23 protein-coding genes are annotated in these 22,617 nt (G+C 71.6%); 8 read left to right on the top strand and 15 right to left on the bottom strand.

Going from position 1 to position 22,617, the window contains the following annotated elements; translation table 11 throughout:
- Nucleotides 1–77 precede the first annotated feature (77 nt).
- Nucleotides 78–1,070, bottom strand: coding sequence for an asparaginase (locus tag AB0I82_RS30760; protein WP_363260730.1), 993 nt, complete (start codon nucleotides 1,068–1,070; stop codon nucleotides 78–80).
- Nucleotides 1,071–1,174: 104 nt separating this feature from the next.
- A complete protein-coding gene (locus tag AB0I82_RS30755; RefSeq protein ID WP_363260663.1) occupies nucleotides 1,175–1,717 on the bottom strand; it encodes an ABC transporter substrate-binding protein in 543 nt (180 codons plus the stop codon).
- A gap of 410 nt (nucleotides 1,718–2,127) precedes the next feature.
- On the opposite strand from AB0I82_RS30755, the gene dtd reads away from it, so the two are divergent.
- Nucleotides 2,128–2,553: a D-aminoacyl-tRNA deacylase gene (dtd, locus tag AB0I82_RS30750; protein WP_363260662.1), complete on the top strand. Its 426-nt coding sequence runs from the start codon at nucleotides 2,128–2,130 to the stop codon at nucleotides 2,551–2,553.
- Between the two features lie 74 nt (nucleotides 2,554–2,627).
- On the opposite strand, the gene AB0I82_RS30745 is transcribed toward dtd, so the two are convergent.
- From AB0I82_RS30745 to AB0I82_RS30700, 10 genes are all read right to left on the bottom strand, one after another.
- The gene (locus tag AB0I82_RS30745) at nucleotides 2,628–3,596 is read right to left on the bottom strand and encodes a glycine cleavage T C-terminal barrel domain-containing protein (protein ID WP_363260661.1); all 969 of its coding nucleotides are present in this window, start codon (nucleotides 3,594–3,596) and stop codon (nucleotides 2,628–2,630) included.
- 55 nt (nucleotides 3,597–3,651) lie between these two features.
- On the bottom strand, nucleotides 3,652–4,113 hold the full coding sequence (locus tag AB0I82_RS30740) for a transcriptional repressor (protein WP_363260660.1): 462 nt from the start codon (nucleotides 4,111–4,113) through the stop codon (nucleotides 3,652–3,654).
- Between the two features lie 65 nt (nucleotides 4,114–4,178).
- Complete coding sequence (locus tag AB0I82_RS30735; protein WP_223736966.1) at nucleotides 4,179–4,784, bottom strand: FABP family protein; 606 nt, start codon at nucleotides 4,782–4,784, stop codon at nucleotides 4,179–4,181.
- A 258-nt stretch (nucleotides 4,785–5,042) separates the two neighbouring features.
- Entirely contained in the window at nucleotides 5,043–5,474 is a 432-nt protein-coding gene (locus AB0I82_RS30730; protein ID WP_363260659.1) for a DUF3099 domain-containing protein, read from the bottom strand.
- Nucleotides 5,443–5,730 (bottom strand): DUF1416 domain-containing protein, encoded by a 288-nt coding sequence (locus AB0I82_RS30725; protein WP_030254814.1) that lies wholly within the window; start codon nucleotides 5,728–5,730, stop codon nucleotides 5,443–5,445. The genes AB0I82_RS30730 and AB0I82_RS30725 overlap by 32 nt, the downstream gene beginning before the upstream one ends.
- Before the next feature lie 36 nt (nucleotides 5,731–5,766).
- Nucleotides 5,767–6,612, bottom strand: coding sequence for a sulfurtransferase (locus tag AB0I82_RS30720; protein WP_363260657.1), 846 nt, complete (start codon nucleotides 6,610–6,612; stop codon nucleotides 5,767–5,769).
- 136 nt (nucleotides 6,613–6,748) lie between these two features.
- On the bottom strand, nucleotides 6,749–6,844 hold the full coding sequence (locus AB0I82_RS30715; protein ID WP_351594259.1) for a putative leader peptide: 96 nt from the start codon (nucleotides 6,842–6,844) through the stop codon (nucleotides 6,749–6,751).
- Between the two features lie 174 nt (nucleotides 6,845–7,018).
- The gene (locus tag AB0I82_RS30710; RefSeq protein WP_363260656.1) at nucleotides 7,019–7,726 is read right to left on the bottom strand and encodes a DUF2993 domain-containing protein; all 708 of its coding nucleotides are present in this window, start codon (nucleotides 7,724–7,726) and stop codon (nucleotides 7,019–7,021) included.
- 136 nt (nucleotides 7,727–7,862) lie between these two features.
- Entirely contained in the window at nucleotides 7,863–8,951 is a 1,089-nt protein-coding gene (locus AB0I82_RS30705; RefSeq protein WP_363260655.1) for a hypothetical protein, read from the bottom strand.
- Nucleotides 8,948–9,205, bottom strand: coding sequence for a MoaD/ThiS family protein (locus AB0I82_RS30700; protein ID WP_363260654.1), 258 nt, complete (start codon nucleotides 9,203–9,205; stop codon nucleotides 8,948–8,950). Before AB0I82_RS30700 ends, AB0I82_RS30705 begins: the two co-directional genes overlap by 4 nt.
- 130 nt (nucleotides 9,206–9,335) lie before the next feature.
- Here AB0I82_RS30700 and AB0I82_RS30695 point away from each other — a divergent pair, with 130 nt between their 5' ends.
- Together AB0I82_RS30695 and AB0I82_RS30690 are read left to right on the top strand one after the other, a co-directional pair.
- Nucleotides 9,336–11,069 (top strand): ABC transporter ATP-binding protein, encoded by a 1,734-nt coding sequence (locus tag AB0I82_RS30695; RefSeq protein ID WP_363260653.1) that lies wholly within the window; start codon nucleotides 9,336–9,338, stop codon nucleotides 11,067–11,069.
- A gap of 80 nt (nucleotides 11,070–11,149) precedes the next feature.
- A complete protein-coding gene (locus AB0I82_RS30690) occupies nucleotides 11,150–13,051 on the top strand; it encodes an ABC transporter ATP-binding protein (RefSeq protein ID WP_363260729.1) in 1,902 nt (633 codons plus the stop codon).
- A gap of 142 nt (nucleotides 13,052–13,193) precedes the next feature.
- Here the strand turns inward: AB0I82_RS30690 and AB0I82_RS30685 are convergent, their stop codons facing one another.
- On the bottom strand, nucleotides 13,194–14,045 hold the full coding sequence (locus AB0I82_RS30685) for an alpha/beta fold hydrolase (protein WP_363260652.1): 852 nt from the start codon (nucleotides 14,043–14,045) through the stop codon (nucleotides 13,194–13,196).
- A 299-nt stretch (nucleotides 14,046–14,344) separates the two neighbouring features.
- Between AB0I82_RS30685 and AB0I82_RS30680 the strand changes: the two genes are divergently transcribed.
- The 5 genes from AB0I82_RS30680 (at nucleotide 14,345) to AB0I82_RS30660 (ending at nucleotide 19,666) form a co-directional block, all read left to right on the top strand.
- Entirely contained in the window at nucleotides 14,345–15,157 is an 813-nt protein-coding gene (locus tag AB0I82_RS30680; RefSeq protein WP_363260651.1) for a response regulator transcription factor, read from the top strand.
- Nucleotides 15,158–15,181: 24 nt separating this feature from the next.
- Complete coding sequence (locus AB0I82_RS30675) at nucleotides 15,182–16,207, top strand: LacI family DNA-binding transcriptional regulator (RefSeq protein WP_363260650.1); 1,026 nt, start codon at nucleotides 15,182–15,184, stop codon at nucleotides 16,205–16,207.
- Between the two features lie 171 nt (nucleotides 16,208–16,378).
- Entirely contained in the window at nucleotides 16,379–17,383 is a 1,005-nt protein-coding gene (locus AB0I82_RS30670; protein ID WP_363260649.1) for a trypsin-like peptidase domain-containing protein, read from the top strand.
- An 88-nt stretch (nucleotides 17,384–17,471) separates the two neighbouring features.
- Nucleotides 17,472–18,206, top strand: a complete 735-nt coding sequence (locus AB0I82_RS30665) for a response regulator transcription factor (RefSeq protein WP_363260648.1) — start codon at nucleotides 17,472–17,474, stop codon at nucleotides 18,204–18,206.
- A 59-nt stretch (nucleotides 18,207–18,265) separates the two neighbouring features.
- Nucleotides 18,266–19,666 (top strand): HAMP domain-containing sensor histidine kinase, encoded by a 1,401-nt coding sequence (locus AB0I82_RS30660; RefSeq protein WP_363260728.1) that lies wholly within the window; start codon nucleotides 18,266–18,268, stop codon nucleotides 19,664–19,666.
- Nucleotides 19,667–19,706: 40 nt separating this feature from the next.
- Here AB0I82_RS30660 and AB0I82_RS30655 read toward each other — a convergent pair whose 3' ends face one another.
- Nucleotides 19,707–21,170 (bottom strand): FG-GAP-like repeat-containing protein, encoded by a 1,464-nt coding sequence (locus AB0I82_RS30655; RefSeq protein WP_363260647.1) that lies wholly within the window; start codon nucleotides 21,168–21,170, stop codon nucleotides 19,707–19,709.
- A gap of 119 nt (nucleotides 21,171–21,289) precedes the next feature.
- Nucleotides 21,290–22,594, bottom strand: coding sequence for a DUF2993 domain-containing protein (locus AB0I82_RS30650; RefSeq protein WP_363260646.1), 1,305 nt, complete (start codon nucleotides 22,592–22,594; stop codon nucleotides 21,290–21,292).
- Between the last annotated feature and the right edge of the window lie 23 nt (nucleotides 22,595–22,617).

Genomic DNA, 22,617 nt, shown 5'->3' with positions numbered 1-22,617 from the left:
CGCTAGCCACGCTCCTGACGGGTTGTCGCGTGGTTTTAGCGGGTGTCCGATGGTGCCGACGGCTCGGACACCGGCTCTCAGAAGGACGCCGCGCGGATCTCGCCCACGCGCTCGGCGCCGCCCAGGAGGGGGACGTCCGCGATGCGGTCGAGTACGGGGGCGTCGACGCCCATCAGGCGCAGGGTGCGGGCCAGGACCGGGCCGAGCGTGCGGGTCGCGCCGTCGTCGATCTTGAAGGCGAGCGCGCGGCCGTCGGGCAGCGCCAGCGCCTGTACGGCCTCCGCGCCCATCTTGGACAGCACGCCGGGCAGCTCCCGCATCAGCCAGGTGTCGGGGCGGCGGGTGCCCGCGACGTACTCCGGGTGCGCGCGCATCGCGTCCGCGACCCGGCGCTCGGGGGCGCCCGGCTCGGCGAGTACGAAGTGCCGGTAGGAGCGGGCCAGGCCGGTCAGCGAGAGCGCCATCAGGGGCGCGCCGCAGCCGTCCGTGCCGATGTGGTCGACGGCCTCGCCGCTCGCGTCCCGTACGGCCTGCAGGACCAGCTGCTGGAGCGGGTGGTGCTGGTCGAGGTAGCTCTCCAGGGGCCAGCCGTTCGCGGCGCAGACGGCGAGCATCGCGGTGTGCTTGCCGGAGCAGTTCATGGTCAGCCGGTCGCGGACCTTGCCGGCAGCGAGGTAGCCCTCCGCCTCGGCCGGGTCCAGCGGCAGGTCGGGCGGGGTCTGCAGCTGCTCGGCGGAGAGGCCGTGCTCGGCGAGCATCTTCTGCACGAGGTCGAGGTGGAAGCTTTCGCCGGAGTGGCTGGCGGAGGCCAGGGCGAGGCGCTCGCCGCTCAGGTCCAGGCCCGCGCGGAGGATCGCGGCGGCCTGCATCGGCTTGTTCGTGGAGCGCGGGAAGACCGGCGAGTCCACGTCGCCCAGCGCCAGGTCCACGCTGCCGTCGGCGGCCAGGACGACCAGCGAGCCGCGGTGCACGCCCTCGACGAAGCCGGACCGGACGACCTCGGCGAGCACGGGCGGGACGGGCGCCCCGGCGGCCGTCGCCCCGGATATCGGTGCATCCGCACCGGATATCGGGCCGCTGGGCTCGTGCGTGGGCTCGGGGGAGGAGGAGGTCATCGCGGGCCTTCCGGGGACGGGTCACGGACCGCCTCCTCGGAAGGCCGGTGGCCTCCGCGTCAGGAGAGCAGGTCGTCTACTTGTGCTTCCCCTTCACGGTACCTGCGGGCGATCTCCGCGCTGCAATCGTCCGCCGTGCGCTGCAGCGACTGGCGGCGCAGCGAGACCTGCCGCTCGTACTGCACGAGCCGGCTCATCGCGTCCCGCAGCTCGGCGTCCGTGCGCGCGCCCAGGTCGGACAGCTCGACCTCGCCGAGCATGTCCTCGGCCAGCCGGCGGTACTCCTCGCTGTGCGGCGTCCCGACCGTCACGTGCCGGGCCGAGGAGCGGTGCCGCGACGGACCGTCCGTGAGGATCTCCGGCAGCCGGTCCAGGACCGTGGTCTGCGGTGCGGCCCGGCGGGCCGCCTCGGCGCGCAGGATGTCGATCCGGCCCTGGAGCAGCCGGCGTACGTAGCTGAGGTCGGCCTCCTCCTGCTGCGCGTCCCGGCGCAGCTTGCGGATCTCGGGCAGGCCGAGTCCCGAGAGGTCGGGCCGGGGGGCCGGACGGAAGCGGTCGCGCTGCAGCGGAGGGCGGGGCTGTGCCGGGCCTGCGGGGAGCATGGGGCCATCCTCGGTGCGGTCACCGTCCTGTGCCGGGCGCCCGGGCGGGGGCGGCGGCTCGGGCCGGGACGTGGACGTCGTCGTCGGCGGGGGCAGGGGCCCGCTCGCGGACGTTGCCGCGGCCCCTTGGGTGGATGTACGGGCAAATGGTACGGAACCGGAGGGTGTCTGCCCGGCGCCGGCGGTGCTCATGCGTATGTCCGTCCCCTCGTGCGGTGCGGTCCTGGAGCCGAGTGGTCCCGCGCACCTTGTGCACGCATCGTGCCACTGCGAGTGGTGTGCGCGCAGGGTCATCGGCGCGTGAACGGTCCGTGTGGGGGTACGCCGTGCGCCGTTGTTGGGCTGTCCGGGTGGTACGGGGCGCCGCACCCCGGGGGGTGGCCTGGGGTGGCGCCCGGCATCATGGCGGTATGCGAGCAGTGGTGCAGAGGGTGAACGGCGCGCGGGTCGCCGTGGACGGCGAGACGGTCGGCGAGGTTGTGGGGGAGGGGCTGTGCGTCCTGGTGGGGGTGACGCATGACGACACTCCGGAGAAGGCCGCTCAGCTGGCCCGCAAGCTGTGGTCCGTCCGCATTCTGGAGGGCGAGAAGTCGTGCTCGGACACGGGGGCCGGGCTGCTGGTGATCAGCCAGTTCACGCTGTACGGGGACGCCCGGAAGGGGCGGCGGCCCACCTGGAACGCGGCGGCGCCGGGGCCGGTGGCCGAGCCGCTCGTTGACGAGGTCGTGGCTCAGCTCCGTGCCCTTGGGGCGCATGTGGAAACCGGTCGGTTCGGGGCGGACATGAAGGTGTCGTTGACGAATGACGGGCCGTTCACGGTGCTCGTGGAGGTGTAGGCCCCAGCCCCGCCCCTTCCCGACCGGGGGCTCTGCCCCGGACCCCCGGTCCTCAAGCGCCGGACGGGCTTGATTTATGGCTCGACCACGACCTCCTGTGCCGCAGCCGTGCCGTCCGCCATCAGTTGCGCGTCCACCGCCACGTTCCGCTTCACCAGGGCGAGCGCGATCGGGCCCAGTTCGTAGTGGCGGGCCGAGGTCGTCACGAAGCCGATCTGACGGCCCTCCGTGCCCTCCGACGCCAGGCGGACCGGCGCGCCGTGGCCCGGCAGTTTTACCTCGCTGCCGTCCAGGTGGAGGAAGACCAGGCGGCGCGGGGGCTTGCCCAGGTTGTGGACGCGGGCGACGGTTTCCTGGCCGCGGTAGCAGCCCTTCTGGAGGTGGACGGCCGTGCCGATCCAGCCCAGCTCGTGCGGGATGGTGCGGTGGTCGGTCTCCAGGCCGAGGCGGGGGCGGTGCGCCTCGACGCGTAGCGCCTCCAGGGCCAGTACGCCGATCGCGGGGCCGTGCGCGGCGGCGAAGCCCTCCAGGGAGGCGCGCGGCAGGAAGAGGTCGCGGCCGTGCGGCGTCTCGCGGACGGCGGCGGCGTCGGCGGGCGTCTCGGTGATGGAGCCGGCCGGCAGGTGGACGACGGCGATCTCCTCCGTGCGGTCGGCGGCCTCGACCCGGTAGAAGAACTTCATACTCTCGAGGTACCCGAGCAGCGCTTCCTGGGTGCCCGGCTCGGTGTGCATCCAGGTCGTCTCGCCGTCGTCGACGAGGTAGACCGCGTGCTCGATGTGGCCGTTGGCGGAGAGGATCAGCGCCTCGGTGGCGTGGCCGGGCGCGAGCTCGCTGACGTGCTGGGTGAGCAGCAGGTGCAGCCAGGTCAGCCGTTCGGGGCCGGAGACGGTCAGTACGCCGCGGTGCGAGAGGTCCACGAAGCCGGCGCCGTCGGCGAGGGCGCGTTGCTCGCGGAAGAGGTCGCCGTAGTGGGCGGCGACGCCTTCGTCGGGGGCCTCGGCGGGGACGGCACCGGGCAGCGACAGCAGGGGGCTCTTCATGGTCTCCAGCCTACGTCCCGGTACTACTGGACGGTCGGCCCGCTCGCCCCGGACGTCAGCCCGCGTCCGTACCACCGGTGTCCGCGCCGCCGTCGGCGGCCTTCGCGGTGCACTTCTTGCACCGGCCGAAGATCGCGAAGTGCTTGAGGTCGGTGTCAAAGCCGAACTGCTCGCGCAGCGTCTCCGTGAAGGGCGCCGCCACCGAGAGATCGGCCTCGATCACGTCCGTGCAGTCCCGGCACACCAGGTGGATGTGGTGGTGCCGGTCGGCGAGGTGGTACGTGGGTGCGCCGTGCCCGAGGTGGGCGTGGCTGACCAGCCCCAGTTCCTCCAGCAGCTCCAGGGTGCGGTAGACCGTGGAGATGTTGACGCCGCCCGCCGTCTTGCGCACCTCGGTGAGGATCTCGTCGGGCGTGGCGTGCTCCAGCCGGTCCACCGCCTCCAGCACGAGCTGCCGCTGGGGGGTCAGACGGTATCCGCGCTTGCGGAGGTCGCTCTGCCAGTCAGTGGTCACCACGCCCCCCAGTGTAGGCGCGCCCTCCGCAGGGCCCGCCGGGCTCAGAACCCGTATGCGGACAGGTCTTACGCCTCGCCCTGCGGCTTGTACGGAGTGCCGTCCGCGTTGAAGAAGGAGACGCCGTCCGGCATGTCGTCGGGCAGGCTCTCCGCCCACTCCTGCAGGCTCGCGTCGGCGACCTTCTTCAGGTGGGCCGACATGTACGGGCGCAGCGGGACGTCCGGCGTGGCCTTCTCGCCGACCCACATCAGGTCGCTGTTGACGTAGCCGTACAGCCGCTTGCCGCCGCTGTACGGGCCCGCGGCCTCGGTGCGGGCCACGGCGTCCGTGGCCAGGTCGATCTGCGGCTTCTGGTCGGCCAGCTCGCCGTACCAGACCTCGACGATGCCCTGGTCGCGGATCATGACGATCTCGACCTTGCGGTCCTTGTCGATGCGCCAGTAGCCGCTCTCGGTCTCCAGCGGACGGACCTTCTTGCCCTCGCCGTCCAGCACCCAGCTGTGCGAGGTGTACTCCAGGAAGTCACGGCCGTCGTGGCTGAAGGTGACCTCCTGCCCGAAGTTGCACTTCTCGGTGCCGGGGAAGTCGGCGACGCCGGCACCCTCCCAGCGGCCGAGGAGGAAGGCCAGCGGTACGAGGGCCGGGTTCAGGTCGGACGGGATCTCGATCATGAGAGCTCAGGCGATCTATAGAAGAGGGGAAGGTCTCGGTCCGCGCGGGCTCAGCGCTGGCCCTGGTACAGCTTCTTCCAGGTCAGACCGGCGAAGGCGATGACGCCGATGCCGACCAGGACGAGCAGAGTGGTGAAGAATGCCTCAAGCACGAGCGCGCTCCTCGGACGGAGTGAGGGTTTACGGACCGTAGGTGAGTCTAGTCGCCGTGCGAAGCGGCGGCGCTGTGAGGTCCGCCCCAGCGGGGCCGGACCGCGCTCACCGGCGGCCCTTGTCGTCCAGCTCGCGCCACCAGCGGTCCGATTCCGGGTCACCGGACTCGTCCCACCAGCGCTCGCCCGGCTCCCTGCGGTTCGCCACGATCGCCGCGAAGGGCGGGATGACCATGGCGACGACGCACATCGCCACCGCCGCCGGGACGGACCAGAGCCGGACCACGCCCCAGGCCAGGACGAAGAGCGTGATGCAGACGGCCATCATGGCGTAGTACCGGCGATGGCGGCGCTGGACGGACATGTCTCCACGGTAAGACCGCGCGGCGGCGGGGGAAACCGTTGAGCAGGCCGTACGGAACGCGCGGAGGGCCGCACCCCCAGTCAAGGCGTCCAAACCCCTGGGGTGCGGCCCTCCGGCCGTAGAAGTACCGCTGCGCGGTGCCTCAGACGGCGATGGCGACCTCCGCCAGGCCACCCTGCTGGGCGACCACGGTGCGGTCGGCGGTGCCACCCGGGACGAGCGCGCGCAGCGTCCAGGTGCCTTCGGCCGCGTAGAAACGGAACTGTCCGGTCGCCGAGGTGGGGACCTCGGCGGTGAACTCGCCGGTGCTGTCCAGCAGGCGGACGTAACCGGTGACGGGCTCGCCGTCCTTGGTCACGCTGCCCTGGATCGTGGTCTCACCGGGCTTGATGGTCGACGCGTCGGGGCCGCCGGCCTGTGCTCCACACATGGGGATTCCTTGAGGGGTGTAGGGAAGGGTCGGGGCTTACTTCGCGGCGCCGAGCTCGATCGGCACGCCGACCAGCGAGCCGTACTCGGTCCAGGAACCGTCGTAGTTCTTGACGTTCTCCTGGCCCAGGAGCTCGTGCAGCACGAACCAGGTGAGCGCGGAACGCTCACCGATGCGGCAGTAGGCGACGGTGTCCTTGGACAGGTCGACCTGCTCGTCCTCGTAGAGGGCCTTGAGCTCCTCGTCGGACTTGAAGGTGCCGTCGTCGTTGGCGTTCTTCGACCACGGGATGTTGCGGGCGCTCGGCACGTGACCGGGGCGCTGCGACTGCTCCTGCGGGAGGTGCGCCGGGGCGAGCAGCTTGCCGCTGAACTCGTCGGGGGAGCGGACGTCCACCAGGTTCTTGTTGCCGATCGCGTTGACGACGTCGTCGCGGAAGGCGCGGATGGAGGTGTCCTGCGGCTGGGCCTTGTACTGGGTCGCCGGGCGGTTGGGCACCTGCGAGCCGTCGACCAGGTCGCGGGAGTCCAGCTCCCACTTCTTGCGGCCGCCGTCGAGGAGCTTCACGTCCTGGTGGCCGTAGAGCTTGAAGTACCAGTAGGCGTAGGACGCGAACCAGTTGTTGTTGCCGCCGTAGAGGACGACGGTGTCGTCGTTGGCGATGCCCTTCTCCGACAGCAGCTTCTCGAAGCCGGCCTGGTCGACGAAGTCACGGCGTACCGGGTCCTGCAGGTCCTTCTGCCAGTCGATGCGGACCGCGTTCTTGATGTGGTTCTTGTCGTAGGCCGAGGTGTCCTCGTCCACCTCGACGATGACCACCTTGGGGTCGTCGATGTGGGCCTCGACCCAGTCGGCGTCGACGAGGACGTCGCTACGGCTCATGGTTTTCTCCTCCGGGGCAGTTGCGGGGTGCGCGTGGGTACGCCGGGTGCGCGCGGCGGCATTCAGAAGCGCGCGGCGCTGCGCGGGAAACGAGGGGAATGGCCTCGCGGCCGGGAGAACGGGTGGCAGAAACCCGTCAGACAGAGCGACAGAGCATGGCGGCGACGCGGCACAGGTCGACTGCCCGCCGCTTCGTGAGATCCGCCTGTCCCCGCGTACGGGAACGGCTCATCAGGCTCTGCATGGCTCCGATCGTAAAGAGGGACGGTGGGGCGTGTCACCGGTGTGTCGGATGCTGAGACGTGTTCGTCCGTAATGTGGTACGAGGTGCCGTGTGCGGGTGCCCGGGCGCCGCCGAACAGCGGGTTCGGCGGCCTCGGCGGGTCGCGTTGCGGACAGCGGCGTCTCAGGAGGTGGACAGCCGGACGTCGGTGCCCTTCGCGGCGACCACGATGCCGTCCCGGGTGGTCGTCACGCGGTCCAGTTTCAGCCCGGCCGGCAGCTCGCCCAGCTTCCAGTCGTGGTCCGTGCGGGCCCGCACCTTGTCCTCGCAGCCGGGGACCGCGGTGCACAGGCCCGGGAGCTCGTCGGCGCGCAGTCGGATGGTGTCGCCGCCCACCGTGGAGATCGTGCCGACCACGTCGAGATTGCTGAGCACGGGGACATCCGGCGAGATCTTGACCCGGCCCTTGCTGCCGCCGCCGGACCCGCCGTACGAGACGCGGACGCCGTCGCCCGCCGCCTTCGTCAGATCGGCATAGCCGATCCGCGCCTCGCCCGTCGCCGAGGCGGCGCCCTCGATGGAGGTGTAGTCGCTGCTCAGCTTCACGTCGTGGAACTGGGCCGACAGCTCCGTCACGCGCAGTCGGCGACCCTCCGCCGTGGCCTCGACGCCGCCGAGCGTGGCGTCGACCTCGGTGAGCGTGCCGCTCGCGACCTGGGTGAGGAAGGGGAAGCCCTTGACCGAGACCTGTGGCGTCTCGCTCAGCCCCAGGCTGCCGCGGATCTTCTCGGCGGCCTTGTCCTCGGCGAAATTCACCGCCAGCCGGTCGGCCGCCACGAACAGCACGCAGACGACGACCAGGAGCACCACGAGCCTTCTCAGAGCACGCATCGAACCTCTTCCCCCCACGCTTCGGTGTGCCGCCGAGCCTAACCGGGTCACCCGGACGGCGGCATGAATCGGCCGGTCACGTTCCGTACATAAGGAGCGTGACCGGCCGTGTGAGGTTGCCCGACGGCGGAGATCGTCAGCCGAGGGCGCGCCCCAGGACGTAGACGGCGGGCGCCGCGAGCGCCAGCGGCAGCGCCACGCCGGCCGTCAGGTGCACGAACCGCGAGGGGTAGTCGTAGCTGGCCACCCGCAGGCCGATCAGCGCGCAGCCGCCGGCCGCGAGCCCGAGGACGGCGCCGGCGGTGCCGTAGCCGCCCAGCTGTCCGGCCGCGATGCCCGCGCCGGTGGCGGCGAGCAGCGCCAGTACGACGGAGACGGGCCCCGGCAGCGGCAGCGCGCGGGCGAGCACCGCGACCGCCACCGCGGCCGCGCCGGTCACCGTGGCGTGCGGCTCGGCCGCGAGGTGGCCCGCGGCCAGTACCGCCAGCGCGGAAGAGGTGAGGCCCGCGGTCAGCGCGTACATCCGCTCGTCCGCGCTGCTGCGGTTGCGCAGCTGCAGGACGAGAACGAGCAGACACCACACGCCGAGCGTGCCGATGCCGACGACGGGCGCCTCGTCCCGGTCGGTGGCCAGCAGCGCGACATCGGTGACCAGGCCGCCGAGGAACGCCAGCGCGATGCCCTGGCGGGCGGGCCACATGCCGTTCAGCCGGAACCAGCCGGCCGCCGTGACCGCCTGCAGGACCGCGACCACCACGGCCGGGAACACCTGGGGCAGCGGCGCCGCCAGCGCGAGCAGCACCGCGAGCCCCGCCGTGAGCGCGGCCGGCTGGAAGCCGGGCGGAATGATCGGCGAGTGGCCGAGGGCGCGGGCGCGCTGGTTGGGCGCGAGGTGGGAGAGGTCCTCGGGAGGCGCGGCGACGGACTGCGGCGCGGCGACGGCCTGCGGCGCCGCGTGCTGACCGGGCAGGTGGGTGGTCTCCGCGGCGGCGGACGCGTGCGCGGGCAGCCCCGCGTCGGTCTGCCAGGTGTTGCCTTCCCAGGTCTGGGTCTGCGGCTGCGGCTGGGCGTACGCGTCCTGGGGGTACTGGTAACCGTCGTACGCGCCGTTGCCGTAACCGGCGCTTCCGTACGCTCCGTTGTCGTACGACCCGTACTGCTGGTCGTACGACCCGTACTGCTGCCCATAAGGGTTGTGCTGCTGGTCGCTCATCTCGGTGCTCATCCTCCCGCGAACGGCGGGAGGACCTCGACGGTGCCGCCCTCGGCGAGTTCGACCGTGGCATGGTCCCGGGTGCCGACGGCGGTGCCGTTCACCAGGAACGAGCAGCGCTGCAGTACCCGCGCGAACTCCGGATTCGCCGCGTGCGCCGCGCGCGCCGCGTCCAGCGCCTCGGCGAGCGTGCCCGCGGCGTACGGCTCCTCGGCGGTACCGGCCGCGGCCTTGGCCGCTGCCCAGTAACGGACAGTGCCTCGCACGGTGCCTGTTGATGTCACGGCGGCCCCTCTTCTCCTTCGTTGCCGCCTCCATGATGGCCTACGCGGAGACGGCCGCGGAGACACGGAAAAGTCGGTTGCTCCGGGCAAGCGTTCGCATAAGCTCGACCGAGTGCTGGTCCGACTCGCCAGGGCACACCTTGGCCCCCACAGACGCTCGATATCGCTGATCGTGCTCCTCCAGCTGATCCAGACGCTGGCCACCCTCTATCTGCCCACCCTCAACGCCGACATCATTGACAACGGTGTCGTGAAGGGGGACACGGGCTACATCTTCCGTACCGGCGGCGTCATGATCGCCGTGACGCTGCTGCAGATCGTCTGCGCGATCGGCGCCGTCTACTTCGGCGCCCGTACGGCCATGGCGCTCGGCCGCGACATCCGCGCCGCCGTCTTCGACCGCGTACAGTCCTTCTCCGCGCGCGAGCTGGGCTCCTTCGGCGCGCCCTCGCTCATCACGCGTACCACCAACGACGTCCAGCAGGTCCAGATGCTGGTCCTGATGACGTTCACGATGATGGTCGCGGCGCCCATCATGATGGTCGGCGGCGTCGTCATGGCGCTCAACCAGGACGTGCCGCTCTCCGGTCTGCTGCTGGTGATCGTGCCCGTACTCGGCGTCCTCGTCGCGCTGATCGTGCGGCGGATGCGGCCGCTCTTCCGCGGCGTGCAGGAGCGCATCGACACCGTCAACCGCGTGCTGCGCGAGCAGATCACCGGCATCCGGGTCATCCGCGCCTTCGTCCGCGACCAGCACGAGCGGACCCGCTTCGGACACGCCAACACCGACCTCTACGACGTCTCGCTGCGCGCGGGACGCCTCATGTCGATGATGTTCCCGCTGGTCATGCTGATCGTGAACGCCTCCAGCGTGGCCGTCGTCTGGTTCGGCGGGCACCGCATCGACAGCGGCGGCATGGAGATCGGCGCGCTGACGGCCTTCCTCAGCTACCTCATGTACATCCTGATGTCGATCATGATGGCCACGTTCATGGTCATGATGCTGCCGCGCGCCGAGGTCTGCGCCGAGCGCATCCAGGAGGTACTGAACACCGACACCAGCGTCACCCCGCCCGCCGCCGGCGTCACGACGCTCCGCCGCCACGGCGAACTGGAGCTGCGCGACGTGGAGTTCCGCTTCCCCGGCGCCGAGGAACCGGTACTGAAGGACATCTCCCTCCTCGCGCGCCCCGGCGAGACCACCGCCGTCATCGGCTCCACCGGCAGCGGCAAGTCCACCCTCCTCGGCCTGGTGCCCCGGCTCTTCGACGCGACCGGCGGCACGGTGCTGGTCGACGGCGAGGACGTACGGAACCTGGACCCGCGCACCCTCTCCGACGCCATCGGCCTCGTACCGCAGAAGCCGTACCTCTTCTCCGGGACCGTCGCGAGCAATCTCCGCTACGGCAGGCCGGCGGCCACCGACGAGGAGCTGTGGCACGCGCTGGAAACCGCGCAGGCCCGGGACTTCGTCGAGCGGACGGAAGGCGGCCTGGAGGCGCCGGTCGCGCAGGGCGGCAGCAACTTCTCCGGCGGCCAGCGCCAGCGGCTGGCCATCGCCCGCGCGCTGGTGCGCAAGCCCGAGATCTACCTCTTCGACGACTCCTTCTCCGCGCTGGACTACGCCACCGACGCCGCCCTCCGGGCCGCGCTGGCCCGCGAGACCGGCCGGGCGACCGTGGTGATCGTCGCGCAGCGGGTGTCCACCATCCGCGGCGCCGACCGGATCGTCGTCCTCGACGAGGGCCGCATCGTCGGCACCGGTACGCACACCGAACTGATGGCGGACAACGAGACGTACCGGGAGATCGTCCTCTCCCAGCTCACCGAGCAGGAGGCGGCGTGAGTAGCCCGGACAAGGGCGCGGCCCCGCAGCCTGCGGCCCAGAAGAGAGGCCCGGCCCCGGCCGCCGGCCCCGCCCGGTTCATGGGCGGCCAGCCCACCGAGAAGTCGATGGACTTCAAGGGCTCGGGCAAGCGGCTGCTGCGCCAGATGCGGCCCGAGCGCGCCATCGTGATCGTCTCGCTGCTGCTCGGCACGGTCAGCGTCGCGCTGACGGTAGCCGGGCCGAAGGTGCTCGGCCACGCCACCGACCTGATCATGGCCGGCATCGTCGGGCGGCAGCTGCCCGCCGGACTCAGCAAGGAGCAGGCCGTCGAGGCCCTGCGCCGCAAGGGCGAGAACGGGCTCGCCGACATCCTCGGCACGATGCCGGTGATCCCCGGACAGGGCATCGACTTCGACGCGGTCGGCACCGTACTGCTGTGGGTGCTGCTGATCTACGTGGCCGCCTCGCTCTTCGGCTTCGTACAGGCCCGCATCGTCACCAAGGTCGTACAGAAGACGGTGTACCGGCTGCGCGAGCAGGTCGAGGAGAAGCTCGCCCGCCTGCCTCTCCGTTACTTCGACAAGCAGTCCCGCGGCGAGGTGCTCTCCCGCGCGACCAACGACATCGACAACATCCAGCAGACCTTCCAGCAGACGTTCTCCCAGATCGTCGCGTCCCTGCTGACCATCGTCGGCGTGCTGGCGATGATGTTCTGGATCTCCCCGCTGCTGGCGCTGGTAGCGCTGATCACTGTGCCGGTGTCTGTGGTGGTCGCCACCAAGATCGGCAAACGAGCCCAGCCGCAGTTCGTCCAGCAGTGGAAGACCACCGGCAAGCTCAACGCGCACATCGAGGAGATGTACACCGGCCACTCCCTGGTCAAGGTCTTCGGCCGCCAGCAGGAGTCCGCCGAGCTCTTCCGCGAGCAGAACGACGCGCTCTACGAGGCGGGCTTCAAGGCGCAGTTCATCTCGGGCGTCATCCAGCCCGCGATGATGTTCATCGGCAACCTCAACTACGTACTGGTCGCGGTGGTCGGCGGCCTCCGCGTGGCCTCCGGCGCCCTGTCCATCGGCGACGTGCAGGCCTTCATCCAGTACTCCCGCCAGTTCAGCCAGCCGCTCACCCAGGTCGCCTCGATGGCCAACCTCGTCCAGTCCGGCGTCGCCTCCGCCGAGCGGGTCTTCGAGCTGCTGGACGCCGAGGAGCAGGAGCCGGACGCGCAGCACCCGCCGCGCCCCGACCACGTACGCGGCAAGGTCGCCTTCGAGAACGTCTCCTTCCGTTACGAGGAGGACAAGCCGCTCATCGAGGGCCTGTCGCTGTCGGTGGACCCGGGCCAGACGGTCGCCATTGTCGGCCCCACCGGCGCCGGCAAGACGACGTTGGTCAACCTCCTGATGCGGTTCTACGAGGTACGCGGCGGCCGCATCACCCTCGACGGCGTGGACATCTCCGCCATGGCCCGCGAGGAACTCCGCTCGAACATCGGCATGGTCCTCCAGGACACCTGGCTGTTCGGCGGCACCATCGCCGAGAACATCGCGTACGGCGCCCCGGCCGGGACTTCGCTGGACAAGATCGTGGAGGCCGCGAAGGCCACCCACGTCGACCGCTTCGTCCGCACCCTCCCCGACGGCTACGACACCGTCCTCGACGAGGAGGGCGGCAACGTCTCGGTCGGCGAGAAGCAGCTGATCACCATCGCCCGGGCGTTCCTCGCCGAGCCCGCGATCCTGGTCCTGGACGAGGCGACCAGCTCGGTGGACACCCGTACCGAGGTCCTCATCCAGCAGGCCATGGCGCAACTGCGCTCGGGCCGCACGAGCTTCGTGATCGCCCACCGCCTCTCCACGATCCGCGACGCCGACCTGATCCTGGTCATGGAATCCGGCGCGATCGTCGAACAGGGCACGCACGACGCCCTGCTGGCGGCGAACGGCGCGTACGCGCGGCTGTACGCAGCCCAGTTCGCGGAGGCGGTGGCGGAGACGGAGTGAGGGGAGGCGGGGCGGGGGCGTTGTCAGTGCCTGGGGCTACTGTGTTGAGAAGGGGACCCCAAAAATCCCCCATGGGGGAAAGGGTGGGGGAAACGGTACAGCTCGGGTCGCGGAGCCGCCGCCGCCGTCACGCCCGCCGCCGTCAGGCCCGCTCCCTGATCCACTCCGCGATCCGCTCCAGTAGCTCCGGGGCCGCCGCGTTTTCCGCGTGGCCGTAGCCCCGCTCGATCCACAGGTCCGTGGAGTCGGGTGCCGCCGCGGCCGCCAGTGCGCGCGGGTGGTCGAGGGGGAAGTACGGGTCGCGGTCGCCGTGGACGATCAGGAGGGGCGTCGGGGCGATCAGCGGGGCGGCTTCCGTGGGGGAGAGGGGGACCGGGTCCCAGGCGATGCCGTGGATCCGGGTGCGGAGGCCGAGGCGGCCCACCAGGCGGCCCAGCGGGCGCTCCACGACCCAGTGCAGGCGCCGCATCGCCGCGGTACCCCGGTAGTACCAGCGTGCCGGGGCGCTCACCGCCACCACCATGTCGGTGTGCGCTCCTGTGCGCCCCTTGTGCGCGGCGCGGTACTCGGCGGCGTGCCGGACGACCACCGAGCCGCCCATGGAGAAGCCGACCGTGGCCACCCGGGTGTGGCCCAGGCTGCGCGCCCACCGCACCGCCGCCGCCAGATCCAGTACCTCCCGGTCGCCCACCGTGGAGCGCCCGCCGGACCGGCCGTGCCCCCGGAAGGAGAACGTGATCACGGGGGTGTACTGCGCGAAGGCGGCGGCCGCGCGGCGCAGCGCGGGGCGGTCCAGGGAGCCGGTGAAGCCGTGCGCGAGGACGACGACGAGGTCGCCGGGGCCGTCCGGCGCGGCGTGCGGAGCGCCCGCCGCGGGGACATACTCGGCTTCAAGGCACACGCCGTCTTCGGTCAACAGCGATGCGCGCCGGCCACTCGAAGTGACCGAAGGAACACAAGATCGCGCAAAGTCGGCCGCCGCTCGGGAAGTCATGTGGGCTATTCTGTCGGGCAAGAAGGATCCGGGCAGCGTAGCCCCCGGGTCCTTTTGTGCTTTCAGACGCGCAGTGCGCGGATGAGCGCGGGTGTGCTCCAGGGCGCGGAGCGTACTGCGGTGCTCACGTTCCGGAGGCACGCGAGCCCCGCAAGGGCGCGGGGTCCGTGACCATACGAAGCAGTGCCGCAAAAGTCCTCGCAGGCAGGGACCGAGGAGGAACCGATGGGCGAGCGAAGCGTGCAGGAACACCGAACGGACAGGCGACGACGGACGACCCGGACGGGCGGTGGTCGGCGATGAGCTCGCTGCTCCTGCTCACGAACGCGCTCCAGCCCTCCACCGAAGTGCTGCCCGCGCTCGGCCTCCTGTTGCACAGCGTGCGCGTCGCGCCGGCCGAAGGCCCGGCCCTGGTGGACACCCCCGGCGCCGACATCATCCTCATCGACGGCCGCCGCGACCTCCCCCAGGTCCGGTCGCTGTGCCAGCTGCTGCGCTCCACCGGCCCCGGCTGTCCGCTCGTCCTGGTCGTGACCGAGGGCGGTCTCGCCGCCGTCACCGCCGACTGGGGCATCGACGACGTACTGCTCGACACCGCGGGCCCGGCCGAGGTCGAGGCGCGGCTGCGGCTGGCCATGGGCCGCCAGCAGATCTCCACGGACGACAGCCCGATGGAGATCCGCAACGGTGATCTTTCGGTGGACGAGGCGACCTACAGCGCGAAGCTCAAGGGACGGGTCCTGGACCTGACCTTCAAGGAGTTCGAGCTGCTGAAGTATCTGGCCCAGCACCCGGGCCGGGTCTTCACGCGTGCGCAGCTGCTGCAGGAGGTCTGGGGCTACGACTACTTCGGCGGTACGCGGACGGTCGATGTCCACGTACGGCGGCTGCGGGCCAAGCTCGGTCCCGAGCACGAGTCGCTGATCGGCACGGTGCGCAACGTCGGCTACCGCTTCGTCGTACCGGACAAGGTCGAGCGCGCCTCCGAGGAGGCCAAGGAGAAGGCCGCCAAGGAGGCCGAGCGCAAGGCGGCGCGGGCCGCGGCCGAGGCCCGCGAGCACACCGCGGACCGGAGCGCGGCGACCAGCGGTGCACGCCCTGCCGAGCGGTAGGACGACCCGCGTAGACTGCCGCGCGTGGCCAAGGTGACGCGGGATGATGTGGCGAGGCTGGCGGGGACGTCCACCGCCGTGGTGAGTTACGTCATCAACAACGGACCGAGGCCGGTCGCCCCGGCCACGCGCGAGCGGGTGCTCGCCGCGATCAAGGAGCTGGGGTACCGGCCGGACCGGGTCGCGCAGGCCATGGCCTCGCGCCGGACCGACCTCATAGGGCTGATCGTCCCCGACACCCGCCAGCCGTTCTTCGCGGAGATGGCGCACGCCGTGGAGCGTGCCGCGTCCGAGCGCGGAAAGATGGTGCTGGTCGGCAACGCCAATTACGAGGACGAGCGCGAGGTGCACTACCTCCGCGCCTTCCTCGGTATGCGGGTCGCCGGGCTCATCCTGATCAGCCAGGGCCCCAGCGAGCACGCCGCCGCCGAGATCGACACCTGGGACGCCCGCGTGGTGCTGCTGCACCGCCGCCCGGACGCCATCGACGATGTCGCCGTCATGGCGGACGACATCGGCGGCGCCCAGCTCGCCACCCGTCACCTGCTGGAGCACGGCCACTCGTACGTGGCGTTCTTCGGCGGCCTGGAGGAGACGCCGAAGTCCGGCGACCCGGTCACCGACCACGTCAAGGGCTGGCAGCGGGCCATGCAGGAGGCCGGCCGCTCGACCGAGGGCCGGTACTTCCAGGCCCCGTACAACCGTTACGAGGCGTACCCCCTCGCGCTGAAGCTGCTGGAGGGCCCGGACCGGCCGCCGGCGATCATGTGTGCCACGGACGACCAGGCCATCGCGGTGCTGCGCGCGGCCCGCGAGCTGCGCATCGACGTGCCGGGCGAGCTGGCGGTGGCGGGCTTCGACGATGTGAAGGAAGCGGCGCTGACCGACCCGCCGCTCACCACGATCGGCTCGGACCGGGAGGCGATGGCGCGTACGGCCGTGGACCTCGTGCTGGACGACGGCCTGCGGGTGGCGGGATCACGCCGGGAGCGGCTGCGCCAGTACCCCTCCCGATTGGTGATCCGCCGCTCCTGCGGCTGCGACGGCTGACCGCGGTCCTTCGGGGCGAATCGAACGCTCCTGTCCCCCCAGCTGGGGGTTACCCAGGAAGGGGTGGCGGCAGTCCGGCCGGGCCGTCTTTATACCGGGCATACCGACTTCTGCCGGACCTCTCAGGGCGTTCTCAGCCGGTTCTCATGGACGGCTCGCAGAGTCGTAGACATGACCGAGAGCTACCGCCGCAGCGGCGATGAGACCGAGCAGACCACCTCGTACGCCTCCTTCGGTGCCCATGGGCCCGCGGGTGCCTACCCGCCGCCGCCCCCGTACGCGCCGCAGGACGCCCCGCGTCGCCGGATGCGGCGGCCCGTCGCGCTGATCGCCGCGGTCGCGCTGGCCTCCGGCCTGATAGGCGGCGGCAGTGCCGCGCTCATCGAGAGCGCCACCCAGGGCGGCAGCAGCGGCCAGAGCACCGCCGTGGTCAACGCGGGCGCCACCACCGGCAACGGCGTCTCCTCGGTGGCCAAGGCGGTCAGCCCCGCCATAGTCGAGATCAAGGCCCGCACCACCCAGGGCCAGTCCACCGGCTCCGGCGTGGTCATCACCGGCGACGGCGAGATCATCACCAACAACCACGTCGTCTCCGGCGCCGACACCGTCTCGGTGTCCTTCAGCGACGGATCGACGAAGACCGCCGAGGTGGTGGGCACCGATCCCGGCAAGGACCTGGCTCTGCTCAAGGTGCGGGGCGCCAAGAACCTCACGCACGCCACGCTCGGTGACTCCAGCAAGCTCGCCGTCGGCGACCAGGTCGTCGCGATCGGCTCCCCCGAGGGCCTGACCGGCTCGGTGACCAGCGGCATCGTCTCCGCGCTCGGCCGCGAGGTGACCGTGCCCAAGGAGGAGCAGCAGCAACAGCCGCAGAGCCAGGGCCAGGCCGACATCCCGTGGCCGTTCGAGTTCGGCGGCAACCAGTACAACGGCGACACCGGCTCCTCGACCACCTCGTACAAGGCCATCCAGACCGACGCCTCGCTCAACCCCGGCAACTCCGGCGGCGCCCTGATCGACATGCAGGGCCGGATCATCGGCATCAACTCCGCGATGTACTCGCCGAGCGACGCCACCAGCAGCAGCGCCGGCAGCGTCGGCCTCGGCTTCGCCATCCCGATCAACACCGTCAAGGCGGACCTGGACAACCTGCGTGCCGGAGGCAGCGGCAACTGAGCGGCAGCGGCAACTGAGGAGCGCGACCCGCACCTGAGAAGCTGGGACCCCCACCGTCCGCTTCCGTACACCCGAGGACCCGACACCCATGAGCGCCGCCGAGCAGGGCGAGACGCCCGCCCGCATCCTGATCGTCGACGACGAACCGGCCGTCCGCGAGGCGCTCCGGCGCTCGCTCGCCTTCGAGGGCTACGCGACCGAGGAGGCCGTGGACGGCCTGGACGCGGTCGAGAAGGTGGCCGCGTACCGGCCCGAACTGATCGTGCTGGACGTGCTGATGCCCCGCATGGACGGCCTGACCGCGGCCCGCAGGCTGCGCGCGAGCGGCCTGACCGTGCCGATCCTGATGCTCACCGCGCGCGACACGGTCGGCGACCGGGTCACCGGACTGGACGCGGGCGCCGACGACTACCTGGTCAAGCCCTTCGAGCTGGACGAGCTGCTGGCCCGCATCCGCGCGCTGCTGCGGCGCAGTTCGTACGCGGCGGCCGCCGGCGCGGCCCCCGACGAGGGCGACACGCTCACCTTCGCCGACCTCACGATGAACCTCGCCACCCGCGAAGTCACCCGCGGCGACCGGCCCGTCGAGCTGACCCGCACCGAATTCACCCTGCTGGAGATGTTCCTGGCCCACCCGCGCCAGGTCCTCACCCGCGAGCAGATCCTCAAGGCCGTCTGGGGCTTCGACTTCGAGCCGTCCTCCAACTCCCTGGACGTGTACGTGATGTACCTGCGGCGCAAGACCGAGGCCGGCGGCGAACCGCGGCTGGTGCACACCGTGCGCGGCGTTGGCTACGTCCTGCGGTCCGGCGGTGCCGAGTGAATCTGCGCGAGGAGGCGGCCCAGCGCTACCGCCGGCTGCCGCTGCGCTCCCGGCTGGCGATGCTCACCGCGCTGGCCGTCGCGCTCGCGGTCGCCGCGTCCGCCGCCGCCTGCTGGCTGATCACCCGCGACCGGCTCACCGAGCAGCTGGACGCGACCTTGAAGAACGTCAGCGTGGACGCGGCGTACGTACGGGCGCTGAGCGCCGAGTGCAACGGCACCGCGCCCGAGGGCATCCGCTTCCAGCCCACCCCGTACACGATCCAGCTGGTGTCGGTGGACGGCAGCGTGTGCACCTCGCCGGAGAAGTCGCAGATCCCCGCCGAGCGCGCGGACGTCGCCGTCGCGCAGAACCGCTCCGGCGGCACCGTGCACACCGCGCGGGCCGCCGACGGTGCGGAGATGCGGGTCTCGACCGTGCCGTACCACGGTCCGGCGACCGACGCGCTGGGCAACCAGGTGGCGGTGTCCGTCGCCGCGCCCATGGATCAGGTCACCCAGCCGCTCAACCAGCTCGCGCTGGTCCTGCTGATCGTCGCGGGGGTGGGCGTACTGGGTGCCGCGACCACCGGCCTGTGGGTGGCCAGGGCGGGTCTGAAACCCGTGGACCGGCTCACGGCGGCCGTCGAGCATGTCGCCCGTACGGAAGACCTGGCGATCCGCATTCCCACCGAGGGCGAGGACGAGATCGCCCGGCTGTCCCGGTCCTTCAACTCCATGACCGCGGCCCTCGCCGCCTCCCGCGACCTCCAGCAGCAGCTGATCGCGGACGCGGGCCACGAGCTGCGCACCCCGCTGACCTCGCTGCGTACCAACATCGACCTGCTGGAGCGCAGCGAGCGCACCGGCCGGGCCATCCCGGCGGCCGACAAGCTTGCCCTGCTGGACTCGGTGAAGGCCCAGATGGGCGAGTTGGCGGCGCTCATCGGCGACCTTCAGGAGCTGTCCCGGACGCCGGAGCAGGGACCCGGCGGTCAGCCCGCGCTGAAGGTGGTCGCGCTGCACGACATCGCGGGCACCGCCCTGGAGCGGGCCCGGCTGCGCGGCCCGTCCCTCACCTTCGACGCGGCGCTGGATCCTTGGTACGTACGGGCCGAGCCGGCCGCGCTGGAGCGCGCGGTGGTCAATCTCCTGGACAACGCGGTGAAGTTCAGCCCCTCGGGCGGCACCGTCGAGGTCCGCCTGACGGGCGGCCTGCTGACCGTACGGGACCACGGGCCCGGCATCCCCGAGGACGAACTCCCGCACGTCTTCGAGCGGTTCTGGCGTTCGCCCTCGGCCCGCAGCCTGCCCGGCAGCGGCCTCGGCCTGTCGATCGTGGCCCGCACGGCGCAGCAGGCGGGCGGCGGCGTCCGCCTGCTGCCCGCACCGGGCGGCGGCACGCTGGCGGAACTGCGGCTGCCGGGTGCCCCGCTGCCGCCGCCGGACGAGCCGCCACAAGCCGGCCCGTCCGGCGATTGAGGACACCCGACGCCCGGGGTGCCGCTCCGAGCCGGGACTCTTACCGGGCGAAGCCCGAACCCAGCCCGGCTCCCGCCTCCGGGGCCCCGATCGCCCCGGGCCCGTACGAGACGACACCCTCCGTCGTCAGCCCGCCGGAGGCACCTCGCAGGGACCACACCGCGCCCGTGTCCTTCGGGGTCGTGCCGTCCTCGCCGGGCGCACCCGCCGCGAGGTCCGTCTTCCCGTCGCCGTCCGTGTCGAGCAGCGAGACCGCCTCGCCGAAGCGGTCACCGGCCTCGGCCACGCCCGGTACGCCCGCCGTGTTCTGGTGCCACGACTGTGCGCCGGTCCCGGTCAGGCCGCCCTTGCCGCCCTTGAGGAGGACCGTGCTGCCCGCGTCCTTCAGTGCCGCGCCGGAGGCGGAGGTGAGGTCCTCGTACGGGACGCCGACCGCGACATCGGCGTACCCGTCGCCGTTCACATCGCCCGCGCTGAGCGAGTAGCCGAACTGGTCGCCCTCCTCGCCCGCGCCCGGGACGCCCGCGGTGTCCTGGGTGATCGTCGTCGTGCGCGTGCCGGGGCCGTTCGCCGAGCCGTAGGCGACCTTGACGGTGCCCTTGTCGTACGGGAGGTCCTCGACGACGCCGCCGGGCACCGGGCGGTATATGAGGTCGCCGAAGCCGTCCTTGTCGACGTCGCCGACGGTGGCGGAGGCGGCGTCCGGCAGCTCGGTGGGCTTGGTGGCCAGGCCGCCCGCGCCGCCCTTCCACAGCTCGCTGGACTCCGACATCTCCTCGAACGCGTGCATGCTGACCAGGTCGTCCCGGCCGTCACCGTTGAGGTCACCGGCGGCCAGGTCCTCGGCGTCGAAGAGGTGGCCGGTGTCGATGTCCGCGGTCCGGTCGGGCGCCCCGGCCCGGGTGAACGGCCCGTACATCACGTGCAGGCCGGAGGAGTCCGAGTCCCCCGAGCCGTTGCCGTCGGCGACCAGGTCGGCGTGGCCGTCGCCGTCGAAGTCACCGGCGGTGAGGTTCTTGCCGCCGGTGCCCTGGAGGCTGCCCGCGCCGCCCTTGCCGTCGGCGGAGCCCCACAGGACGACGGGCGCGCCGCCGCCGGTGATGACGAGGTCGCCGGTGCCGTCGCCGTCCAGGTCGCGGGCGACGGTGCGGTCGCCGAAGCGGCCGTTCTCGGTGGGCGAGCCGGGCACGCCGGCGGTGGCGCGGCTGATGACCTGGTGCTTTCCGGTGGCGGCACCGGAGGCGGAGCCGTAGACCACGGTGAGGTAGCCGGCCTTCGCCGTGCCGTCGACCGTGCCGCCGGGGGCGTTGGCAACGATGTCGGCGTAGCCGTCGTGGTTGAAGTCGGCCTGCGGCGCGGTGCCGGCCGGGCCGACGGCAGCGGAGGCGGCCGGGGCGGTGTCCGCGGGGGCCGCGTTCGCCGGGGCGGCCAGCAGGAGCGGGGTGGTGAGCAGGGCGACCACCGCGGCGCAGCGCGCTGCGGTGGGGGTGGGGCGGTGGCGCACGGTTCCTCCTGTGGTCGGCACCCGGACACCCCGGGTGCACCGTTCGTTCACCCTGTACGACGTACGTCACGCGCGCGTGGTTGTCCCCGTTGTGTAACTCCCGCCCCACAAGCCCCGGTTCAGCGCTGTTTTTTCGCCGCTTCCCCGAACGGGATTCCGGTGCCGGAGAGTTGGGCGCGGATGCCGTCCCGCTCCACGGTGATGGTGCGAAGCCGCACGTCACCGGGGGTGGCGGGGAGGCGGAAGGAGAGGTCCATGCGGTCCGCGAGCTCCGGCTTGGTGAGCCCCGCGAGGCTGCCGAGAATCTTCGGGTCGATGCCGACCTTCTTCAGCAGCCAGGGGTGGTCGACGACGACATCGACCAGATTGACCTTCATCAGCTTGTTGATGAAGCGCGGCGTGCCGATCAGGTCGTGCAGCTTCTTCTCGTTGTGCAGCGCCGCGTCGATGTACTCCTGCGGGATGCCGATGCGGTCGGCGATGGCCGGGACGGCGAGCATCGCCTTGATCTTGGCGGCCTCCCGGCTGAGCTGCCGGGCCGTCTTGCGGGTCAGCTGCAGGCCCTCACCCTTGCCCGTACCGGGGCGATAGACCGCGACATCGCCGATGTCCAGCCGCATCCCGCTGATCTCGGTGGAGATGCCGCGGTCGCCGGCCTGCCGGATGTGGGCCCTGGCGTGCACCCGCAGCTCGTGCCCGGCGATCGGCAGCCGCCCCTCCGCGCGTACGGCATGCGGCCCCAGCTCGCTGAACTTGACCTGTGAGGCGCCCAGTTCGCGGTTCATGTCCTCGAAGGAGAGCAGTACGTCGCCGTGCATCCGTTCGACCGTGCCGCCCTTGAGGGACGTCGGCAGGTCGCCGTCGAGCGTCACGTTCTCCGCCGTCGCCTCGAACTTCGCCAGCGAGACCCGGTCGGCGGCGAGGTCGGGGATGGCCACCCGTACGCGGTCCAGGCGCTTGTCAGCGACCTGGGTGAGGAAGGGGAAGCCCTCGATGTCCACCTCGGGATCGGCCGCCAGATGCAGCGAGTCCTTGAGCTTCTCGGCCGCCTTGTTCTGTGCGTACAGCACCGCGAACCGGTCGGCGAGGCCCGCGAAGGAGGCGGCCGCGAGCACCGTGGCGAGCAGCTTGACGGTGATCGGCACGGCGGCGAACCGGCCGAGGCCGCGCCTGGCCTTGCGGTGATTGGGCGGAGCCCACGCCTCGTCGTCGTCCGGCTCGGGGCGGAGGCCCAGGCCCAGCGGATCGTCGCTGCCGAGGTCAGGCTCCGGATCGGCGAGTCCGGCCAGCTCCGCGTACGGGTTGACCGGTTCGAACTCGCGGGTGTCGCCCTGCGGCTCCGCGCCCTGGGACGCGCGGGGCTGTTGAGCTTCCCGCGCGTCCTGAGGTGCGTGCGATGCGGCTATGCGTGTGGGGGGTCGCATCGCTACATCCCACCATGCGTACG

It is taken from the genome of Streptomyces sp. NPDC050315, from assembly GCF_040655775.1.
Lineage (GTDB): Bacteria > Actinomycetota > Actinomycetes > Streptomycetales > Streptomycetaceae > Streptomyces.
The sequence above is the reverse complement of the archived record's forward strand: the minus strand, read 5'-3'. Positions and strand labels throughout refer to the sequence as shown.

Bases quoted from the DNA above. Each gene is read 5' to 3' on its own strand.
- AB0I82_RS30755 (WP_363260663.1), bottom strand. From the start codon at position 1,717: ATGCTCCCCGCAGGCCCGGCACAGCCCCGCCCTCCGCTGCAGCGCGAC.
- AB0I82_RS30665 (WP_363260648.1), top strand. From the start codon at position 17,472: ATGAGCGCCGCCGAGCAGGGCGAGACGCCCGCCCGCATCCTGATCGTC.
- AB0I82_RS30720 (WP_363260657.1), bottom strand. From the start codon at position 6,612: ATGAGCCGTAGCGACGTCCTCGTCGACGCCGACTGGGTCGAGGCCCAC.
- AB0I82_RS30650 (WP_363260646.1), bottom strand. From the start codon at position 22,594: ATGCGACCCCCCACACGCATAGCCGCATCGCACGCACCTCAGGACGCG.
- AB0I82_RS30725 (WP_030254814.1), bottom strand. From the start codon at position 5,730: ATGTGTGGAGCACAGGCCGGCGGCCCCGACGCGTCGACCATCAAGCCC.
- AB0I82_RS30690 (WP_363260729.1), top strand. From the start codon at position 11,150: ATGGGCGGCCAGCCCACCGAGAAGTCGATGGACTTCAAGGGCTCGGGC.
- AB0I82_RS30710 (WP_363260656.1), bottom strand. From the start codon at position 7,726: ATGCGTGCTCTGAGAAGGCTCGTGGTGCTCCTGGTCGTCGTCTGCGTG.
- AB0I82_RS30705 (WP_363260655.1), bottom strand. From the start codon at position 8,951: ATGAGCACCGAGATGAGCGACCAGCAGCACAACCCTTATGGGCAGCAG.
- AB0I82_RS30685 (WP_363260652.1), bottom strand. From the start codon at position 14,045: ATGACTTCCCGAGCGGCGGCCGACTTTGCGCGATCTTGTGTTCCTTCG.
- dtd (WP_363260662.1), top strand. From the start codon at position 2,128: ATGCGAGCAGTGGTGCAGAGGGTGAACGGCGCGCGGGTCGCCGTGGAC.
- AB0I82_RS30680 (WP_363260651.1), top strand. From the start codon at position 14,345: ATGAGCTCGCTGCTCCTGCTCACGAACGCGCTCCAGCCCTCCACCGAA.
- AB0I82_RS30660 (WP_363260728.1), top strand. From the start codon at position 18,266: ATGCTCACCGCGCTGGCCGTCGCGCTCGCGGTCGCCGCGTCCGCCGCC.
- AB0I82_RS30670 (WP_363260649.1), top strand. From the start codon at position 16,379: ATGACCGAGAGCTACCGCCGCAGCGGCGATGAGACCGAGCAGACCACC.
- AB0I82_RS30735 (WP_223736966.1), bottom strand. From the start codon at position 4,784: ATGATCGAGATCCCGTCCGACCTGAACCCGGCCCTCGTACCGCTGGCC.
- AB0I82_RS30745 (WP_363260661.1), bottom strand. From the start codon at position 3,596: ATGAAGAGCCCCCTGCTGTCGCTGCCCGGTGCCGTCCCCGCCGAGGCC.
- AB0I82_RS30715 (WP_351594259.1), bottom strand. From the start codon at position 6,844: ATGAGCCGTTCCCGTACGCGGGGACAGGCGGATCTCACGAAGCGGCGG.